The 14,166-nt window shown below is 65.0% G+C and carries 14 protein-coding genes; 10 read left to right on the forward strand and 4 right to left on the reverse strand.

The genetic code is table 11. The annotated features are described in order from the left end of the window. The first annotated feature begins 90 nt into the window (after positions 1 to 90). The 3 genes from OUZ30_RS07145 to OUZ30_RS07155 all read left to right on the forward strand — a co-directional run bounded on the left by OUZ30_RS07145 (position 91) and on the right by OUZ30_RS07155 (position 3,956). The gene (locus tag OUZ30_RS07145) at positions 91 to 2,460 is read left to right on the forward strand and encodes a motility hub landmark protein FimV (RefSeq protein WP_266181540.1); all 2,370 of its coding nucleotides are present in this window, start codon (positions 91 to 93) and stop codon (positions 2,458 to 2,460) included. A gap of 108 nt (positions 2,461 to 2,568) precedes the next feature. Beyond that, positions 2,569 to 3,336: a tRNA pseudouridine(38-40) synthase TruA gene (truA, locus tag OUZ30_RS07150; RefSeq protein WP_266181541.1), complete on the forward strand. Its 768-nt coding sequence runs from the start codon at positions 2,569 to 2,571 to the stop codon at positions 3,334 to 3,336. Continuing rightward, positions 3,333 to 3,956: a phosphoribosylanthranilate isomerase gene (locus OUZ30_RS07155; protein ID WP_266181542.1), complete on the forward strand. Its 624-nt coding sequence runs from the start codon at positions 3,333 to 3,335 to the stop codon at positions 3,954 to 3,956. The genes truA and OUZ30_RS07155 overlap by 4 nt, the downstream gene beginning before the upstream one ends. A gap of 30 nt (positions 3,957 to 3,986) precedes the next feature. Here the strand turns inward: OUZ30_RS07155 and OUZ30_RS07160 are convergent, their stop codons facing one another. Then, on the reverse strand, positions 3,987 to 4,877 hold the full coding sequence (locus tag OUZ30_RS07160) for a LysR family transcriptional regulator (RefSeq protein ID WP_266181543.1): 891 nt from the start codon (positions 4,875 to 4,877) through the stop codon (positions 3,987 to 3,989). 120 nt (positions 4,878 to 4,997) lie between these two features. Here OUZ30_RS07160 and trpB point away from each other — a divergent pair, with 120 nt between their 5' ends. Genes trpB through accD form a run of 3 tightly spaced genes read left to right on the forward strand, consistent with a single transcriptional unit; the run spans position 4,998 to position 7,931 of the window. After that, entirely contained in the window at positions 4,998 to 6,209 is a 1,212-nt protein-coding gene (gene trpB, locus OUZ30_RS07165) for a tryptophan synthase subunit beta (protein ID WP_266181544.1), read from the forward strand. Continuing rightward, positions 6,206 to 7,006 (forward strand): tryptophan synthase subunit alpha, encoded by an 801-nt coding sequence (trpA, locus tag OUZ30_RS07170; protein ID WP_266181545.1) that lies wholly within the window; start codon positions 6,206 to 6,208, stop codon positions 7,004 to 7,006. The genes trpB and trpA overlap by 4 nt, the downstream gene beginning before the upstream one ends. Positions 7,007 to 7,058: 52 nt before the next feature. Then, positions 7,059 to 7,931, forward strand: a complete 873-nt coding sequence (gene accD / locus OUZ30_RS07175; protein ID WP_266181546.1) for an acetyl-CoA carboxylase, carboxyltransferase subunit beta — start codon at positions 7,059 to 7,061, stop codon at positions 7,929 to 7,931. A gap of 581 nt (positions 7,932 to 8,512) precedes the next feature. On the opposite strand, the gene OUZ30_RS07180 is transcribed toward accD, so the two are convergent. Both OUZ30_RS07180 and OUZ30_RS07185 read right to left on the reverse strand, forming a co-directional pair. After that, positions 8,513 to 9,085: a phosphatase PAP2 family protein gene (locus OUZ30_RS07180; protein WP_266181548.1), complete on the reverse strand. Its 573-nt coding sequence runs from the start codon at positions 9,083 to 9,085 to the stop codon at positions 8,513 to 8,515. Next, positions 9,054 to 10,214 (reverse strand): glycosyltransferase family 4 protein, encoded by a 1,161-nt coding sequence (locus tag OUZ30_RS07185; RefSeq protein ID WP_266181549.1) that lies wholly within the window; start codon positions 10,212 to 10,214, stop codon positions 9,054 to 9,056. The genes OUZ30_RS07180 and OUZ30_RS07185 overlap by 32 nt, the downstream gene beginning before the upstream one ends. 166 nt (positions 10,215 to 10,380) lie before the next feature. Between OUZ30_RS07185 and OUZ30_RS07190 the strand changes: the two genes are divergently transcribed. Beyond that, positions 10,381 to 10,815, forward strand: coding sequence for a DUF4399 domain-containing protein (locus tag OUZ30_RS07190; protein ID WP_266181550.1), 435 nt, complete (start codon positions 10,381 to 10,383; stop codon positions 10,813 to 10,815). A 63-nt stretch (positions 10,816 to 10,878) separates the two neighbouring features. Here the strand turns inward: OUZ30_RS07190 and OUZ30_RS07195 are convergent, their stop codons facing one another. Further along, the gene (locus OUZ30_RS07195) at positions 10,879 to 11,664 is read right to left on the reverse strand and encodes a transporter (protein WP_266181551.1); all 786 of its coding nucleotides are present in this window, start codon (positions 11,662 to 11,664) and stop codon (positions 10,879 to 10,881) included. Between the two features lie 31 nt (positions 11,665 to 11,695). Between OUZ30_RS07195 and gltX the strand changes: the two genes are divergently transcribed. The 3 genes from gltX to OUZ30_RS07210 all read left to right on the forward strand — a co-directional run bounded on the left by gltX (position 11,696) and on the right by OUZ30_RS07210 (position 14,092). Beyond that, positions 11,696 to 13,096, forward strand: a complete 1,401-nt coding sequence (gene gltX, locus OUZ30_RS07200) for a glutamate--tRNA ligase (protein WP_266181553.1) — start codon at positions 11,696 to 11,698, stop codon at positions 13,094 to 13,096. Positions 13,097 to 13,304: 208 nt separating this feature from the next. Then, on the forward strand, positions 13,305 to 13,556 hold the full coding sequence (locus OUZ30_RS07205) for a hypothetical protein (RefSeq protein WP_345781040.1): 252 nt from the start codon (positions 13,305 to 13,307) through the stop codon (positions 13,554 to 13,556). Between the two features lie 26 nt (positions 13,557 to 13,582). Further along, a complete protein-coding gene (locus OUZ30_RS07210) occupies positions 13,583 to 14,092 on the forward strand; it encodes a transcriptional repressor (RefSeq protein ID WP_266181555.1) in 510 nt (169 codons plus the stop codon). Positions 14,093 to 14,166 lie beyond the last annotated feature (74 nt).

Here is a 14,166-nt window from a genome sequence, read left to right on the forward strand (position 1 = left end):
TACCTAACTAAAGTGACGCCTCGTTCCGGGTGCTACCGCCAAGCGGTAAGCCGATAAGAAACGTCACGGGGTCGTTCGGGGGAATACGCGATGAATCGTTCGTTGAAGCTGTCGATGCTAATGGCGCTTGCCTTGGGCAGCAGCCAGGCAATGGCACTGGAACTGGGCCAGATCCAGGTGAAATCGGCCCTGGGGCAGCCCTTGCTGGCCGAAATCCCGGTAAATCCCGAGAGTCCGGCCGAACTGCAGAATCTCACGGCGCGGCTTGCGTCAGCCCAGGATGCGGCTTCGGCCGGCGTCGCCGCCGGCCCGACCATTCCACTGGAATTTGCCGTGGTGAATGGTGCCAACGGCAAGAAGGTCATCCGCATCACCAGCAGTGCCCCAGTCAACGACCCCTATCTCGACCTGTTGGTCGAGGTGAACAACGGCGCGGGCAAGAGCCTGCGCGAGTTCACCATCCTGCTCGATCCGCCGAATTCGGCCGCCAGCGTGCCTGCTACGCATGCGCCGGTGCAGGCCAGCCCGAAGCCTTCGCGTCACGCCACGGCGTCGGCGCCGGCTGCTGCCAGCACCCAGAGCACGGCTGCCGCGGCGCCCGCGCCGGCTCCCGAAGCGAAGCCGGCCAAGCCAGCGCCCGCGCCTCGCGTTGCGGCCGGCGGCACCTTCGGTCCGGTCGAGAGTGGCCAGACACTGACCGCGATTGCGCATGAAACCGCACCGGATGGTGTCGACGTCAACCAGATGATGATGGCGCTCAAACAGGCCAATCCGGATGCCTTCTACCGCGACAATATCAATGCCCTGAAGACGGGAGCCGTGCTTCGCGTGCCGTCTCGCGAGGATGCGCAGGCCACGGCCCTGGCCGCTGCCATGGCCGAGGTTCGTCGCCAAAACGGCGACTGGCGCTCGGGCGCTGCACGCACGCCGACCACGGTGGCCGATGCTGGCACGCGCGCCAATGCGTCGTCGGCTCCCACGGCCACGGCACCTGCCGGTGATCACCTGGCGTTGGTCCCGGCCAAGGAGGGTGCCGATAGCGCCGCGGGTCGCGGCGGCAAAGGCGAGAAGGCCGAGAAGGGCATGGCTGCCCTGCATCAGGATCTGCTGCGCAGCCAGGAGTCGCTCACCACGCTGACCAAGCAGGGTGACGAGTTGAAGGCGCGCCTGAAAGACCTGGAAGACATCAACAGCAAGAACGAGCGCCTGCTCTCGCTCAAAGACAATGAAATCGCCGAGTTGCAGCACAAGCTAGCTGACGCTCGCAAGGCCGCGGGCACGCCTGCCGATGCGATGGTGGCCAAGCCGGCCGCTGCGTCGACGACGGTGACCGCTGCGCCGGTCAGTGCGCCCGCCAAGGCGGCCACCCCGGAGACCGTGGTCAAGGCCGACGCCTCCGCGGCGCAGCCGGCCGCTGCCACCAGCACGCACGCTGCCGCCACGATGGCCGCCGCCACGCCGGCCGCAAGCGCCAGCGCGCCGCAGGCCAGCATTGCACCGGTCGTCGCGAAGCCAGCGCCGGCCAAGCCGGTGGTGAAGCCTGCGGTCAAGCCGGCTCCAGTGGCTGAGCAGGATCCCTGGTACATGCAGACCTGGGCCTGGGGCGCCGGTGCGGTTGCGGTAGTTGGGCTCCTCCTCCTCGCTATGCGCGGGCGTAGCCGCAAGCCGGCCGCGGCTGGAGCAGCTGGCGCATCGTCGCTGGCCGATCACTTCGGCACCACGCCGCCACCAGGTCACGATGGCCCCGATCTGGATCAGGACGAACTGCTTGACCAGCTGGCCGAGCATCCGGACGACGTCGGCCTGCACCTTGAGCTGGTGAGCCTTTATTACGTTCGCCGCGACGTCGAACATTTTGAGGCTGCGGCTGAGGCCATGCATGCCCATATTGCCGATCCGCATCAACCGGAATGGCAGGACGTTGTGCACATGGGCGAGGACCTGGTGCCGGAGCACCCGCTGTTCGCCGCCGCTGCACCCATGTCCCCGCGCGGTGGGGACGAGCACGATGCCCTGCATCATTTCGACCTGGACAGCTACGTCAACGAGGGCAACGCGGATGCGCCGCCGCTGGCCCCGCAGCATGCGGCAAACCAGAAGGTCAGCGAGTATCACTTCGACTTTGACCTGACGCCGCGCCCGGCACATGGCGCCGTGAAGGCACCGGCGCATGAGTCGGAGGCCGTCATGGCAGGCAAGGACGTCGAGGAAGAGCTCGAGACACGCCATGCTTCGACCTGGGAGTTCACCGAGCCGGCAGACGACGTGCTGGCCGAGGAGTCGCATCATGAGCTGGGCCAGCTTAGCGACGACCCGGTCGACACCAAGCTCGACCTTGCCCGCGCTTACGTGGACATGGGCGACCCGGATGGTGCACAGGCCATGCTGGAGGAAGTGATGCACGAAGGCACCCAGATGCAGAAGGACGTGGCCAAGCGCCTGCTCGACAGCCTGCACTGAAGCCAGCGTCTGCGCTGACGTGACTCCCGCTCGGGCCGGCCATGCCGGCCCGAGTGCGTTTAGAGCCTGCTAACCTGTGCGCTTCCGTTTTTGCGTGTCTGGTTCTTCATGCGACTTGCCCTGGGTATCGAATATGACGGCACCGACTTCTCCGGCTGGCAGCGACTGAGCCACGGCGAAACCGTGCAGGGTGCGCTGGAGCGGGCGTTGTCGTTCGTCGCCGCCCAACCCATCGAGGTCACGTGTGCGGGGCGTACCGATGCCGGTGTGCATGGCCGTTGCCAGGTGGTGCATTTCGATACGGAAGTGCAGCGCGATCCTCGCAGCTGGGTGCTGGGCGGCTGCTCCAACCTGCCGTCCAGCGTGGCGGTGTTGTGGGCGCAACCGGTGGACCAGGCGTTCCACGCCCGTTTCTCTGCGCGTAGCCGTCGCTATCGCTACCGCATCCTCAATCGTCAGGTTCGCGGGGCGCTGGAAGCGCGCTATGTGACCTGGGAGCGCTTGCCCCTGGATGCCGCGCGCATGCATGACGCGGCCCAGGTATTGATGGGCGAGCACGATTTCAGCGCCTTTCGCGCCATTTCCTGCCAGGCGGCGCACGCGCGGCGCGAAGTACGGGCCATCAGTGTGCGGCGCGAAGACGAGCAGGTCATCATCGAGATCGAGGCCAATGCGTTCCTCCACCACATGGTGCGCAACATCGTCGGCTCGCTGCTGCCGATCGGGCGTGGCGAGCAGCCGGTGTCCTGGATGAGGGAGCTGTTGGCGGGTCGCAGCCGAGAGGTCGCCGGTCCTACCGCGCTGGCGTCGGGGCTGACCTTTATCGGCCCTCGCTATGAATCGCACTGGGGCTTGCCGGCCGAGGTGAGTCAATGACCCGCATCAAATGTTGCGGCATGACCCGTGTCGAGGACGCGCTGCTGGCGGCGCAGCTGGGTGCGGATGCGATCGGTGTGGTGTTCACTGCCCGCAGTCGCCGGCGGGTGTCGTTGGAGCGGGCGCGCGCGATCTGTCGGGCCTTGCCACCCTTCGTTTCGACCGTGGCGCTGTTCATGGACGACGATGCGGGACTCGTGCAGGAAGCGATCGACGTGGTGCAGCCTGATCTGCTGCAGTTCCACGGCAATGAGCGCGACGACTGGTGCGCGCAATTCGATCGGCGTTATCTGAAGGCCATTGCGATGGGTGAGGGCGCTGCCGCATTGCCGCGCTTGCGCGAATATCCCGGCGCTGCTGGTCTGCTGCTGGATGGGCATGGGCTCGGCGAGGCGGGCGGTAGTGGTAAGGCGTTCGACTGGACGCTGATGCCGAAGGATCTAGCGCAGCCGCTGATTCTGGCGGGCGGACTCACGCCCGCGAACGTAGCGGAAGCGGTCCGCATCGCCCGGCCCTGGGCGGTGGACGTGGCCAGCGGCATCGAGTCGACGCCCGGCATCAAGGACCCGCAGAAGATGGCGGACTTTGTGCGGGCGGTACGCGAGGCGAGCGCAGGCTGATCACGTCGACGGGAGTGGGCTGCTGAACCCCTACGACTGGGCCATGAACTCCCCCTGCAGCCAGGCGGCAAGCGCTTCGGCGCGCAGGGACGGCCCGCGCGAGGGCATCGCCAGCACCCATTGGCCCGGTGTTTCCTGAAACCCCCACGGCGCGATCAAACGCCCACTGGCCAGGTCATCAGCGACAAGCTGCGCCGGGGCGATGGCTGCGCCGCGGCCGCCCACGGCAGCTTCAATGAGGTGGTACAGGTGGGGATAGCCCTGTCCGACCCGTGGATCGCCAGCTAGGCCGGCACCTTGAAACCAGGTTTGCCACGCATTCGGGCGCGATAGCGTGTGCAGCAGTGGCAGGCCCAGTAGAGCCTCGGGTGCGTCCTGGGTAAGCGCGTGGTCCTGGGCGTATTGCGGACTCACCACCGGGCCGATCCGTTCGCGCGCCAGGGGCAGCACCTGCCAACCCGCTGGCCACGGTGGCTCGCCTGCGAGCAGAGCGGCATCCAATCCGTTCAGCGCCTCGTCGAACGATATCTCCTGCGGGCGCAGATGCAGGGCCAGCTCAGGCAGATCGGCCATCAGGCGTTCGAGCCGGGGAATCATCCAGCGCGCCAACAGGCTGACCGGGCAGCCGAGCACGAACGGCGCCTGCGAGGCGTCCTGACGCAAGCCGTCACACACCTCGCGCAGCTGGGCGAATACGGCCGTGCTCGTATCTCGCAGGCGTTGTCCCGGCGGTGTCAGTGCCAACCCTCGTCCCTGGCGCTGGAACAGGGCGATGCCCAGCTCGCTCTCCAGTGCGCGAATGTGTCGGCTGACCGCACCGTGGGTGACATGCAGTTCGGTCGCCGCGCGGTTAACACTTCCCAGTCGTGCCACTGCTTCAAAGGCGTGGAGCGCATTCAGGGAGGGCAGCGGACGGGGCATGGGATTAGTGAGTTTTTCTGACGTATGGCGGCCATCATATCGCTTTTGGCTGGACCGGCTTTGGGGTACGGTGGCAAACGCATGGCGGGAGCGTTCCGCCGCCGTTTCGCGAGTGGATTCATGAGCAAGATCACCGATTTCAGCGTTTACCCCGACGAGCACGGCCGCTTCGGCAATTACGGCGGCAGTTACGTCGCCGAAACCCTGATGGCGCCGCTGGCGGAACTGACCGAGGCCTATCTGCGCCTGCGCCAGGACCCGGAATTCCTGGCCGAGCTGGATCGCGACCTCAAGTACTACGTGGGCCGGCCCAGCCCGATCTACTACGCGGAGCGGTTGTCGCAGCAGGTGGGCGGCGCACGCATCCTGCTCAAGCGCGAAGACCTTAATCACACCGGCGCGCACAAGATCAACAACACCATCGGCCAGGCCCTGGTGGCCAAGCGCATGGGTAAGCCGCGCATCATTGCCGAGACCGGCGCAGGGCAGCACGGCGTGGCCAGTGCCACCGTGGCGGCGCGCTTCGGGCTGAAGTGCGTGGTCTACATGGGCGCGGTGGATATCGAACGGCAGAAGATCAACGTTTACCGCATGAAGCTGCTCGGCGCTGAGGTGGTGCCGGTCACGTCCGGCTCGAAGACGCTCAAGGACGCGCTCAACGAGGCGATGCGCGACTGGGTAACCAACGTGGCCGACACCTTCTACATCATCGGCACCGTGGCCGGTCCGCATCCGTATCCGCTGATGGTGCGCGACTTCAATGCCATCGTAGGCCGCGAAGCACGCGAGCAGATGCTGGAGCAGTTCGGTCGCCTGCCGGACGTGCTTACGGCATGCGTGGGCGGCGGCTCCAATGCGATTGGCCTGTTCCATGCGTTCCTCAACGATGCCGATGTGCGCGTCGTGGGCGCTGAGGCGGCGGGCGAGGGCATTGCAACCGGGCATCACGCTGCGTCGCTGGCGGCCGGCCGTCCAGGCGTGCTGCATGGCAACCGCACCTATGTGTTGTGCGATGACAACGGCCAGATCACCGAGACGCATTCGGTCTCGGCCGGTCTGGACTATCCCGGTGTCGGTCCCGAGCACGCCTTTCTCAAGGATGCCGGCCGCGCGGAATATGTCGGCGTCACTGATGACGAAGCGCTCGAGGCGTTCCACTTGCTGGCACGCACCGAAGGCATCCTGGCCGCGCTCGAATCCAGTCACGCCGTCGCGCAGGCGGTCAAGCTGGCGCGTGAGTATCCGAAGGACGGGCTGGTGCTGTGCAACCTCTCCGGCCGCGGCGACAAGGACGTTCACACGATTGCCGCGCGTGAAGGAGTGCAGGTATGAGTCGCATCGACCGCCGCTTCGCCCAGCTCAAGGCGGCTGGCCGCACCGGCCTGATTCCTTTTGTCACCGCCGGCGATCCGGCGCCGCAGCATGCTGTCGCGCTGATGCACGCCTTGGTCGAGGCGGGTGCTGACGTGATCGAGCTTGGCGTGCCGTTTTCCGATCCCATGGCCGATGGTCCGGTGATCCAGCACGCCAGCGAGCGCGCCATCGAGAAGGGCGTCGGCCTGGTCGATGTGCTGGGCTATGTGGCCGAGTTCCGGCGGCGTGATGCGCAAACGCCGGTGGTGCTGATGGGCTACCTCAACCCGATCGAGATCCACGGCTATGCCCGCTTCGCCGCCGAGGCAGTGCAGGCCGGTGTGGATGGCGTACTGGTAGTCGATTGCCCACTGGAAGAATCGGCCGTGCTGCAGCCGCTGCGCGATGCCGGCCTGCAGCAGATCCTGTTGGCGGCACCCACCACCGCACCCGGGCGTATGGTGCAGCTGTGCGGGTCGGCCCAGGGTTTCCTGTACTATGTCTCGTTCGCCGGCATCACAGGCGCAGCGCGATTGAGCACCCGTGACATCGCCGCGCGCGTGGCCGATATCCGGGCGAAGTCCAAGGCTCCGGTGGCTGTTGGCTTTGGTGTGCGCGATGCGCAGACAGCCAAGGCGATCGCCGGATTCGCGGATGCGGTGGTGATAGGCAGTGCGCTGGTGGAATGCCTGGCAGGCGCGGAGGACGTCAAAGACGTCACCGCGCGGGCGCGCGCCTTCCTTGCACCGATCCGCGCCGCGCTGGATGCGCATTGAGCACACGCTGCGTCTGACGCGGCGTCGCGTCATGAACGTTTGAGGTGTTGCGATGAACTGGCTGCAGAAAATCATGACTCCGCGTGCCCGCACGCAGGCTTCCTCCACCGCCGGCAAGGGCAAGGTGCCCGAGGGCGTGTGGGAGAAGTGCGGCGGTTGCGGCACCGTGCTGTATCGCCCGGAGCTGGAACGCAATCTGATGGTTTGCCCCAAGTGCGGCCATCACCACAATATCGATGCCCGCGCGCGTCTCGATTCCTTCCTCGACGCAGGATCGACGCAGGAATGGTGGGCGAGCATGGAGCCCAGCGACCCGCTGAAGTTCCGTGACTCCAAGAAGTACCGCGACCGCATCATCGCGGCGCAAAAGGCAACCGGCGAAAAAGACGCGCTGTTGGCCATGAGCGGTCGCCTCAAGGGTCGCCCGCTGATGGCTGTGGCGTTCGAGTTCGCCTACATGGGCGGTTCGATGGGCTCGGTGGTGGGTGAGAAGTTCACCCGCGCCGCCGAGCGCGCGCTGGCCGATCGCAGTGCCCTGGTGTGCTTCTCCGCCACCGGTGGCGCGCGCATGCAGGAGTCGCTGTTTTCGCTGATGCAGATGGCGAAGACGTCGGCGGCACTGGCGCGCATGCGCGATGCTGGCGTGCCGTATATCAGCGTACTCACGCATCCCACCACCGGCGGCGTATCGGCCAGCCTGGGCATGCTGGGTGACATCAATGTCGCTGAGCCGAAGGCGCTGATCGGCTTCGCCGGCCCGCGCGTGATCGAGCAGACCGTGCGCGAGACCTTGCCCGAAGGCTTCCAGCGTTCGGAGTTCCTGGTCGAGCATGGCGCGATCGATCTGATCGTCGATCGCCGCGAGATGCGCGACAAGCTGGCGGACTTGCTCGGTGTGCTGATGAAGGCGCCGCGCGTCGCCTGATCGCCGCACCACGAGCCTTCACCAAAAACAGCGTCTCGCCCTGCGAGGCGCTGTTTTCGTTTGTGCTCACTGAAGTTCTCCACAGCTTATGTGGATGCAGCCTGGGTAAGCCTGTGGAAAAGCCTGATTAGTGCCTTTGACGACAAGCACTTGCTACACCGTGATGAAGTTATGAGCAAATCAAGTGCGTGTGCGATGCACTTTTCCACAGGCACGGTGGACGCGGTCGGTGTAAGCCTGTGGAAAAGTGATGTTGGATGCTTTGCCATCAGACACTTGCTACGTCGTGACTACTATTTGCGCAGTTGCTGACACCACGTGCCGCCGAGTTTTCCACAGCGATTGTGGATGGTGATTGCGTAAGCCTGTGGACAAGCTCGAATGTGCCCTTTGCGAACAGGCACTTGTTACGCGGTGACGAAGTTTTGAGCAGCACGCGCGCGCGAGTCGGTGGCAAGGGCGTCGCGTGTTTTCCACAGCCGATGTGGATGCGGGTGGGCAAAGCCTGTGGATAGGTGTGCTATCTACTTGAGTTGAAAGCAACTGCGACGCACTGGCCACGAAATGCGCAACGCGGAGAATCACATCATCAGCGAGTGCAGCGGCAGCAACCATAGCGAGATGGCGCCGAGTGCGCTGCCAATGACCGTCGCAGCGAGCACATCGCTTGGATAGTGCAATCCAAGAATCACGCGCGATGCGCCCACCAGCGTGGTGAACGTCAGCAGCAACGGGGCCAGCACCGGATACCAGGCGAGTGCCACCACGGTGAAGCTCACCGCCTGCAAGGTGTGGCCAGACGGAAAGCTGAATTCATCCAGGGGTGGCACGTGTGCGATGACACCTGGGCAGGCGCGGAACGGACGTGGCCGGCGCGTGTAGCGTTTGAGCAGGCGATAGAGCAGCAAGGCAGCGAGTCCCGTTATCGCCATCTGCGCGGCGGCCAGCAAGCCGTGACGGCCGCCGACGAGGGCGAGCACCAGCATCAGCGAATACCAGAACACACCATCACCGAGTCGGCTGATGATGCCGAAGAACACCCCGACGGCGCGGCGCGTTCCCCAGCGATTGGCCGCCACGCACATGCGGCGGTCAATGGCCAGCCTGGGGCCGGCTGGCAACTCAGGCGTGTGCAACGGCGGCATGGCGTTCATGAGTGCGCTCCTGGGCCAGTTCACGCAACAGGTTTTCGAACTCGCCGATAACCGCATCCGGCGAGAGATTGGCGATGCTGGCGTGCGCCGCGCGCCCCATGTGGCGAATCAGGCTCGCGTTGCTGGCCAGGGTCGTAGCCGATTGGATAAAGGCCTTCTCGTTACCGACGTCGATGCGGTAACCGTTGTGGCCGCTGTGCAGATGTTCGCGCGCAGCGCCTTCCTCGTAGGCGACCACAGGCAGGCCGGAGGCGAGCGCTTCGAGGATGACATTGCCGAACGTCTCGCTGAGGCTGGGAAACGGAAACAGGTCCGCGCTGGCGTAATGGCGCGCGAGCATTTCACCGCGCTGCATGCCAGCAAAAATGAAATCCGGATTGGCTGCCTGCAGCGCCAAGCGCGCGGGACCATCGCCGACCCACACGTAGCGTGCGTTAGGCACGAGTTGCTGGACGGCGCGGAACGTACGCACGGCGAGGTCGAGGTTCTTCTCTGGCGCGATGCGTCCCACATACAGCACGACCGGTGTGTTGCCATCCACGCCCCAGCTACGGCGCAGCTCGACATCGCGGTAGCGCGGATGAAAGAGCTGGGTGTCGACCGCGCGGCGAAGCAGGCGAGCCGTGTCGACGCCGAGGGCGGCCAATTCCTTGGCCAACGCCTCCGTTGGTACCAAGGTAGCCGCCGCGCGGCGATGGAAGCGACGCAGATAATTCCTCACGAGCGGGGTAAGGAAGCCGACGCCGTAGTGGTCGGCGTAGGTGTCAAAGCGGGTATGGAAGCCGGTGGCGGTGGGAATGCCGAGCCGTTTGGCGGTACGCACGGCAGACCAGCCCAAGGGGCCTTCCGTGGCGACGTAGATCGCGTCGGGACGCAGGCGGGTCCAGCGCTCGCGCAGCGCGCTGCTCGCGGGGAGGCCAAAGCGCAGGCCTGGATAGCGGGGGAGGGAGGCGCCACGTACTTCGAGCGTGGTGATGCCGGGTTCGTCGTCGAAGGCTTGTTGTTGGCGTGGGCGGATCAGATCGACCGTGTGGCCTTGCGACGCCAATCCGGCGGCGAGGCTGTGCACGGTCAGTGCCACGCCGTTGATTTCGGGTGGATAAGTCTCGCTGACAATGCCGATGCGCACTTGAACATACCGTCTGCTGGCCCTGAGCAGGTTGCATCCATGGCGTTGCGGGGGCGTGGCGTACGTATGACGGCCGCGTGACGGCTGTTTCGGGCCGTGGCCGCGGGCGCTGAGGGCAGCTTTGGGCGAGTACACTCGGCGCACCTGTCACCGTGGAGATACGTCGATGAAACGCATCTTGCTTGCTCTGGCCCTGGCCACCCTGACTTGCAGTGCCTTCGCCGCGGATGCACCGGCGTTGCCGGTGACGAAGGCCCCCGCCGGTGCCGAGGTCTACATCGTCTCGCCGAAGGACGGCGCGACCGTCGGTCAGGAATTCACCGTGGTATTCGGCCTAAAGGGCATGGGCGTCGCGCCCGCTGGGGTGAAGAAGGAAGGCACCGGCCACCATCACTTGCTGGTCGATGTGACGGACATGCCGGCCGCCGGCCAGCCGATTCCGAAGGACGAGCACCACATGCACTTCGGCAACGGTCAGACTGAAACCACGCTCAAGCTAGCACCGGGCACGCACACGCTGCAGCTGGAGCTGGCGGACGAGAATCACATTCCGTTCGACCCGCCGCTGATATCGCAGAAGGTCACCGTGCATGTGAAGTAAGGCGTTGCGCGGGCGGCTTCGTCGAGGCGAGGCCGCTCCTTGGGTTGGTCGTTAATGCGGCTGTCACTGACCGAAGTACATGGCCACGCCGAGCCCCGCCTCCCACTCAGCGGCCCGACCGCCCAGTCGTCGGCGAAACCAGCTGTCGAACTGCAGTCGTGGCAGGGGCGAGAAAGTGATGCCGCTACCCGCCTGGCTGCCGAAGCGATGGTTCGCATCGCGCAACATCGCCACTTCGAGATAGAAACCGAACAGGTCGTTGACCTGGTAGTTGTAATCGGGGGCGAGCAGGTAATTGTCCTCGCCAGCGCTGCGTTGCCACTGCGCGAAGTAGCTCACGTCGGCCTTCTCGCCGAGCTTCTGGTCCACCACGAGACCCAGGGTGTAGACGCGTTGTTCGCTGCGAAAGTCGGGCGCGCCATCGTTGAACTCCACTGTGCCCAGCACGCCCCAATCCCACACCTTGCTGGACGTGGCCGGCGCCCATTTCAGGCCCAGGCTGGTGTCGCCATGACCGCTACTGACTTGCGCTGGACCCGCGCCCGTCTGTCGTAGGCTGTTGTAAGGCGATCCCCCCAGTTGCAGCTCCAGGCCCGATCCGACACCCAAGCGGAGCAAGGTGTCGAACGTGCTCAGGCGGCTGTTGATGCCTGCATCCTTGTTGAGGCTCCAGTCGGGCAGCCCCTGTTCATAGGCAAATTGGCCGGCGTGCATGGGATTGGTGGAAAAGCCCAGGCCGGGGCGATCGAAGCCAGGTTCATCGTCCGCGAACACGGGCGCGGCGCACGCAAGACCCAGCGCCAACAGGGCAGGAGTGCGGTGCCATCGGCCAGATCGGCTAAAATCCATCGCTTCGCTCCGCAAATTCCAAGAAAACCCCATGACCGTTCGCACGCGTTTTGCCCCCAGTCCCACCGGCTTCCTGCATATCGGCGGTGCACGCACTGCACTTTATTGCTGGCTGGAGGCGCGCCGCCGTGGTGGCGAATTCGTGCTGCGCATCGAGGATACCGATCGAGAGCGTTCCACGGAGGAGGCTGTCCAGGCCATTCTCGATGGCATGCATTGGTTGGGCCTGAATCATGATGAAGGTCCGATCTACCAGACCGCCCGCCTGGAGCGTTACAAGCAGGTTGCCGACGAGCTGCTTAAGGCCGGCAAGGCTTACTACGCCTATGAGAGCAAGGACGAGATCGAGGCGATGCGCAACGAGGCCATGGCCAAGGGCGAGAAACCCCGCTACAACGGCTATTACCGCGAGCGCAACGAGCCGTATCGCGACGATCCGAACCGCGTGATCCGCTTCAAGAACCCGACCGAAGGTTCAGTGGTGTTCGACGACAAGGTCAAGGGCCGTGTCGAGTGGAGCAACAGCGAGCTGGACGATCTGGTGATCTTCCGCTCCGACGGTTGGCCCACCTATAACTTCGCCGTGGTGGTCGACGATATCGACATGGGCATCACCGAGGTGATCCGTGGCGACGACCATGTGAACAACACGCCGCGCCAGATCAATATCTACCACGCGCTTGGCGCGCCGGTGCCGGAGTTCGCGCATCTACCCATGATTCTTGGCCCGGACGGCCAGAAGCTCAGCAAGCGCCACGGTGCGGTAAGCGTGATGCAGTACCGCGACGACGGCTTCCTGCCGCACGCGCTGCTCAACTACCTGGTGCGCCTGGGCTGGTCGCATGGCGATCAGGAGATCTTCTCGGCGGAGGAGATGGTCAGACTGTTCGACATCGGCGACGTCAACAAGGCCGCTTCGCGTTTCGACGTGACCAAGCTGTCCTGGCTCAACCAGCATTACCTGAAGTCAGAGGACCCGGCCGCGATCGCGCCGGAATTCGAGTGGCACCTCACCCAGGCGGGCATCGATTTCAGCCAGGGACCGAAGCCGTCCGAAGTGATCGTGGCGCTGCGCGACCGCGTGCAGACGCTGAAGGAAATGGCCGAGCGCGCGAAGATCTGGTACGGCCCGATCCTGGAATGGGACGACAAGGCCATCGCCAAGCATCTGCAGAACGACACCGCCACACCGGTGCTGGAGGCCGCCAAGGCGTTGCTGGCAGCTTGCGCATGGACGCCCGAAGCGATCCATCAGGTGATCGAGCAGGTCGCCGCCAAGCTGGAGCTGGGCATGGGCAAGATCGCCCAGCCGCTGCGCGTGGCGATGACGGGTACGCAGGTGTCGCCGTCGATCGAGCACACCGTGTATCTGGCGGGTCGCGAGGAAGCGCTCAAGCGCGTCGATGATGCCATCGCCAAGGCGAAGGGCTAAGTCGCAAGCCTGGCGTTTCACTCGCCATCACCTTCAATAGACCGTCATCCCGGCGGCGCACGGAAGCTCAAGGCGACTGGCTCGTCCGCACCCTGAGCGTCGTTAATGCAACGGGTGCAAGCCGGGCGCCGACGCTTCATCATCGCCACTATCGTAGTGATTCGACGGGGTCGACGTGGAGCAGTGGCTGGAAAAGGCAATCCAAGGCGTGGATCCCGACAGTCCCGATGCCTTCCTGCACATCTTCCTGAACCTGATGGCCGTGATGCCCTGGGCGGCGCTGTTCTGGTGGAGCGTGATCTTTGTCGTGGTCGGGGCCTTGCTGGGCTGGTGGCGTGGACGCGTGGTGGAAGGCATCGTCTGGGCCGTGGTGCTGGGGCCGCTCGGCTGGATCGTGGTGCTGGGGCGTCCCCGCCCCAAGCCGCGGCCTGAGCCGCCGCCGCTGCCGCGCAGGCGCTAACGGAGGTTCTTGCGCGGGAGTGTATGATGGCTACCGAGGTGAATTCTTTGAGTCATATCGCTTCCGACAAGCTGCACACGCACCATCACCATGATCACGACGACGCCCAGAGCTTCGTGCGTGCGGTGGAGCATGCCAGCGAGGCGCGCGGTCTGCGGCTGACGCCGTTGCGCAAGGAAGTGCTGGAATTGGTGGCTGCTGCCGGCAAGCCGGTGAAGGCCTACGATCTGCTCGATCAGCTGCGTGAGCGCCATGGCAATGCGGCGCCGCCGACGGTGTACCGCGCCCTCGACTTCCTGCTCGAACACGGCTTCATCCACAAGCTGGAATCGATCAACGCCTTCGTCTCCTGCCATCATCCGGCGGAGGCGCATCAAGTGCCGTTCCTGATCTGCGACAACTGCTCCAGCGCCCAGGAAGTCTGCGACGAGCGCGTGGCCGAGCTGATCGAAGCCCAGGCCAAGGCGTTCGGCTTCCGGCCGCAAGCGCAGACACTGGAAGTGCACGGTCTCTGCAAGAACTGCCGCAAGGGCTAAGGCAGCGCGGCCTCCGGTCGGCGCTTCGCTTGCGTTCGCTACGTTATAATGTAACATGTCTTGCCTGGGGTGGC

It is taken from the genome of Dyella humicola (assembly GCF_026283945.1).
Classification (GTDB): domain Bacteria; phylum Pseudomonadota; class Gammaproteobacteria; order Xanthomonadales; family Rhodanobacteraceae; genus Dyella; species Dyella humicola.

Excerpts from the sequence above, each read along its gene's own strand:
- OUZ30_RS07145 (WP_266181540.1), top strand. The coding sequence starts at position 91 with ATGAATCGTTCGTTGAAGCTGTCGATGCTAATGGCGCTTGCCTTGGGC.
- truA (WP_266181541.1), top strand. The coding sequence starts at position 2,569 with ATGCGACTTGCCCTGGGTATCGAATATGACGGCACCGACTTCTCCGGC.
- OUZ30_RS07155 (WP_266181542.1), top strand. The coding sequence starts at position 3,333 with ATGACCCGCATCAAATGTTGCGGCATGACCCGTGTCGAGGACGCGCTG.
- OUZ30_RS07160 (WP_266181543.1), bottom strand. The coding sequence starts at position 4,877 with ATGCCCCGTCCGCTGCCCTCCCTGAATGCGCTCCACGCCTTTGAAGCA.
- trpB (WP_266181544.1), top strand. The coding sequence starts at position 4,998 with ATGAGCAAGATCACCGATTTCAGCGTTTACCCCGACGAGCACGGCCGC.
- trpA (WP_266181545.1), top strand. The coding sequence starts at position 6,206 with ATGAGTCGCATCGACCGCCGCTTCGCCCAGCTCAAGGCGGCTGGCCGC.
- accD (WP_266181546.1), top strand. The coding sequence starts at position 7,059 with ATGAACTGGCTGCAGAAAATCATGACTCCGCGTGCCCGCACGCAGGCT.
- OUZ30_RS07180 (WP_266181548.1), bottom strand. The coding sequence starts at position 9,085 with ATGAACGCCATGCCGCCGTTGCACACGCCTGAGTTGCCAGCCGGCCCC.
- OUZ30_RS07190 (WP_266181550.1), top strand. The coding sequence starts at position 10,381 with ATGAAACGCATCTTGCTTGCTCTGGCCCTGGCCACCCTGACTTGCAGT.
- OUZ30_RS07195 (WP_266181551.1), bottom strand. The coding sequence starts at position 11,664 with ATGGATTTTAGCCGATCTGGCCGATGGCACCGCACTCCTGCCCTGTTG.
- gltX (WP_266181553.1), top strand. The coding sequence starts at position 11,696 with ATGACCGTTCGCACGCGTTTTGCCCCCAGTCCCACCGGCTTCCTGCAT.
- OUZ30_RS07210 (WP_266181555.1), top strand. The coding sequence starts at position 13,583 with ATGGCTACCGAGGTGAATTCTTTGAGTCATATCGCTTCCGACAAGCTG.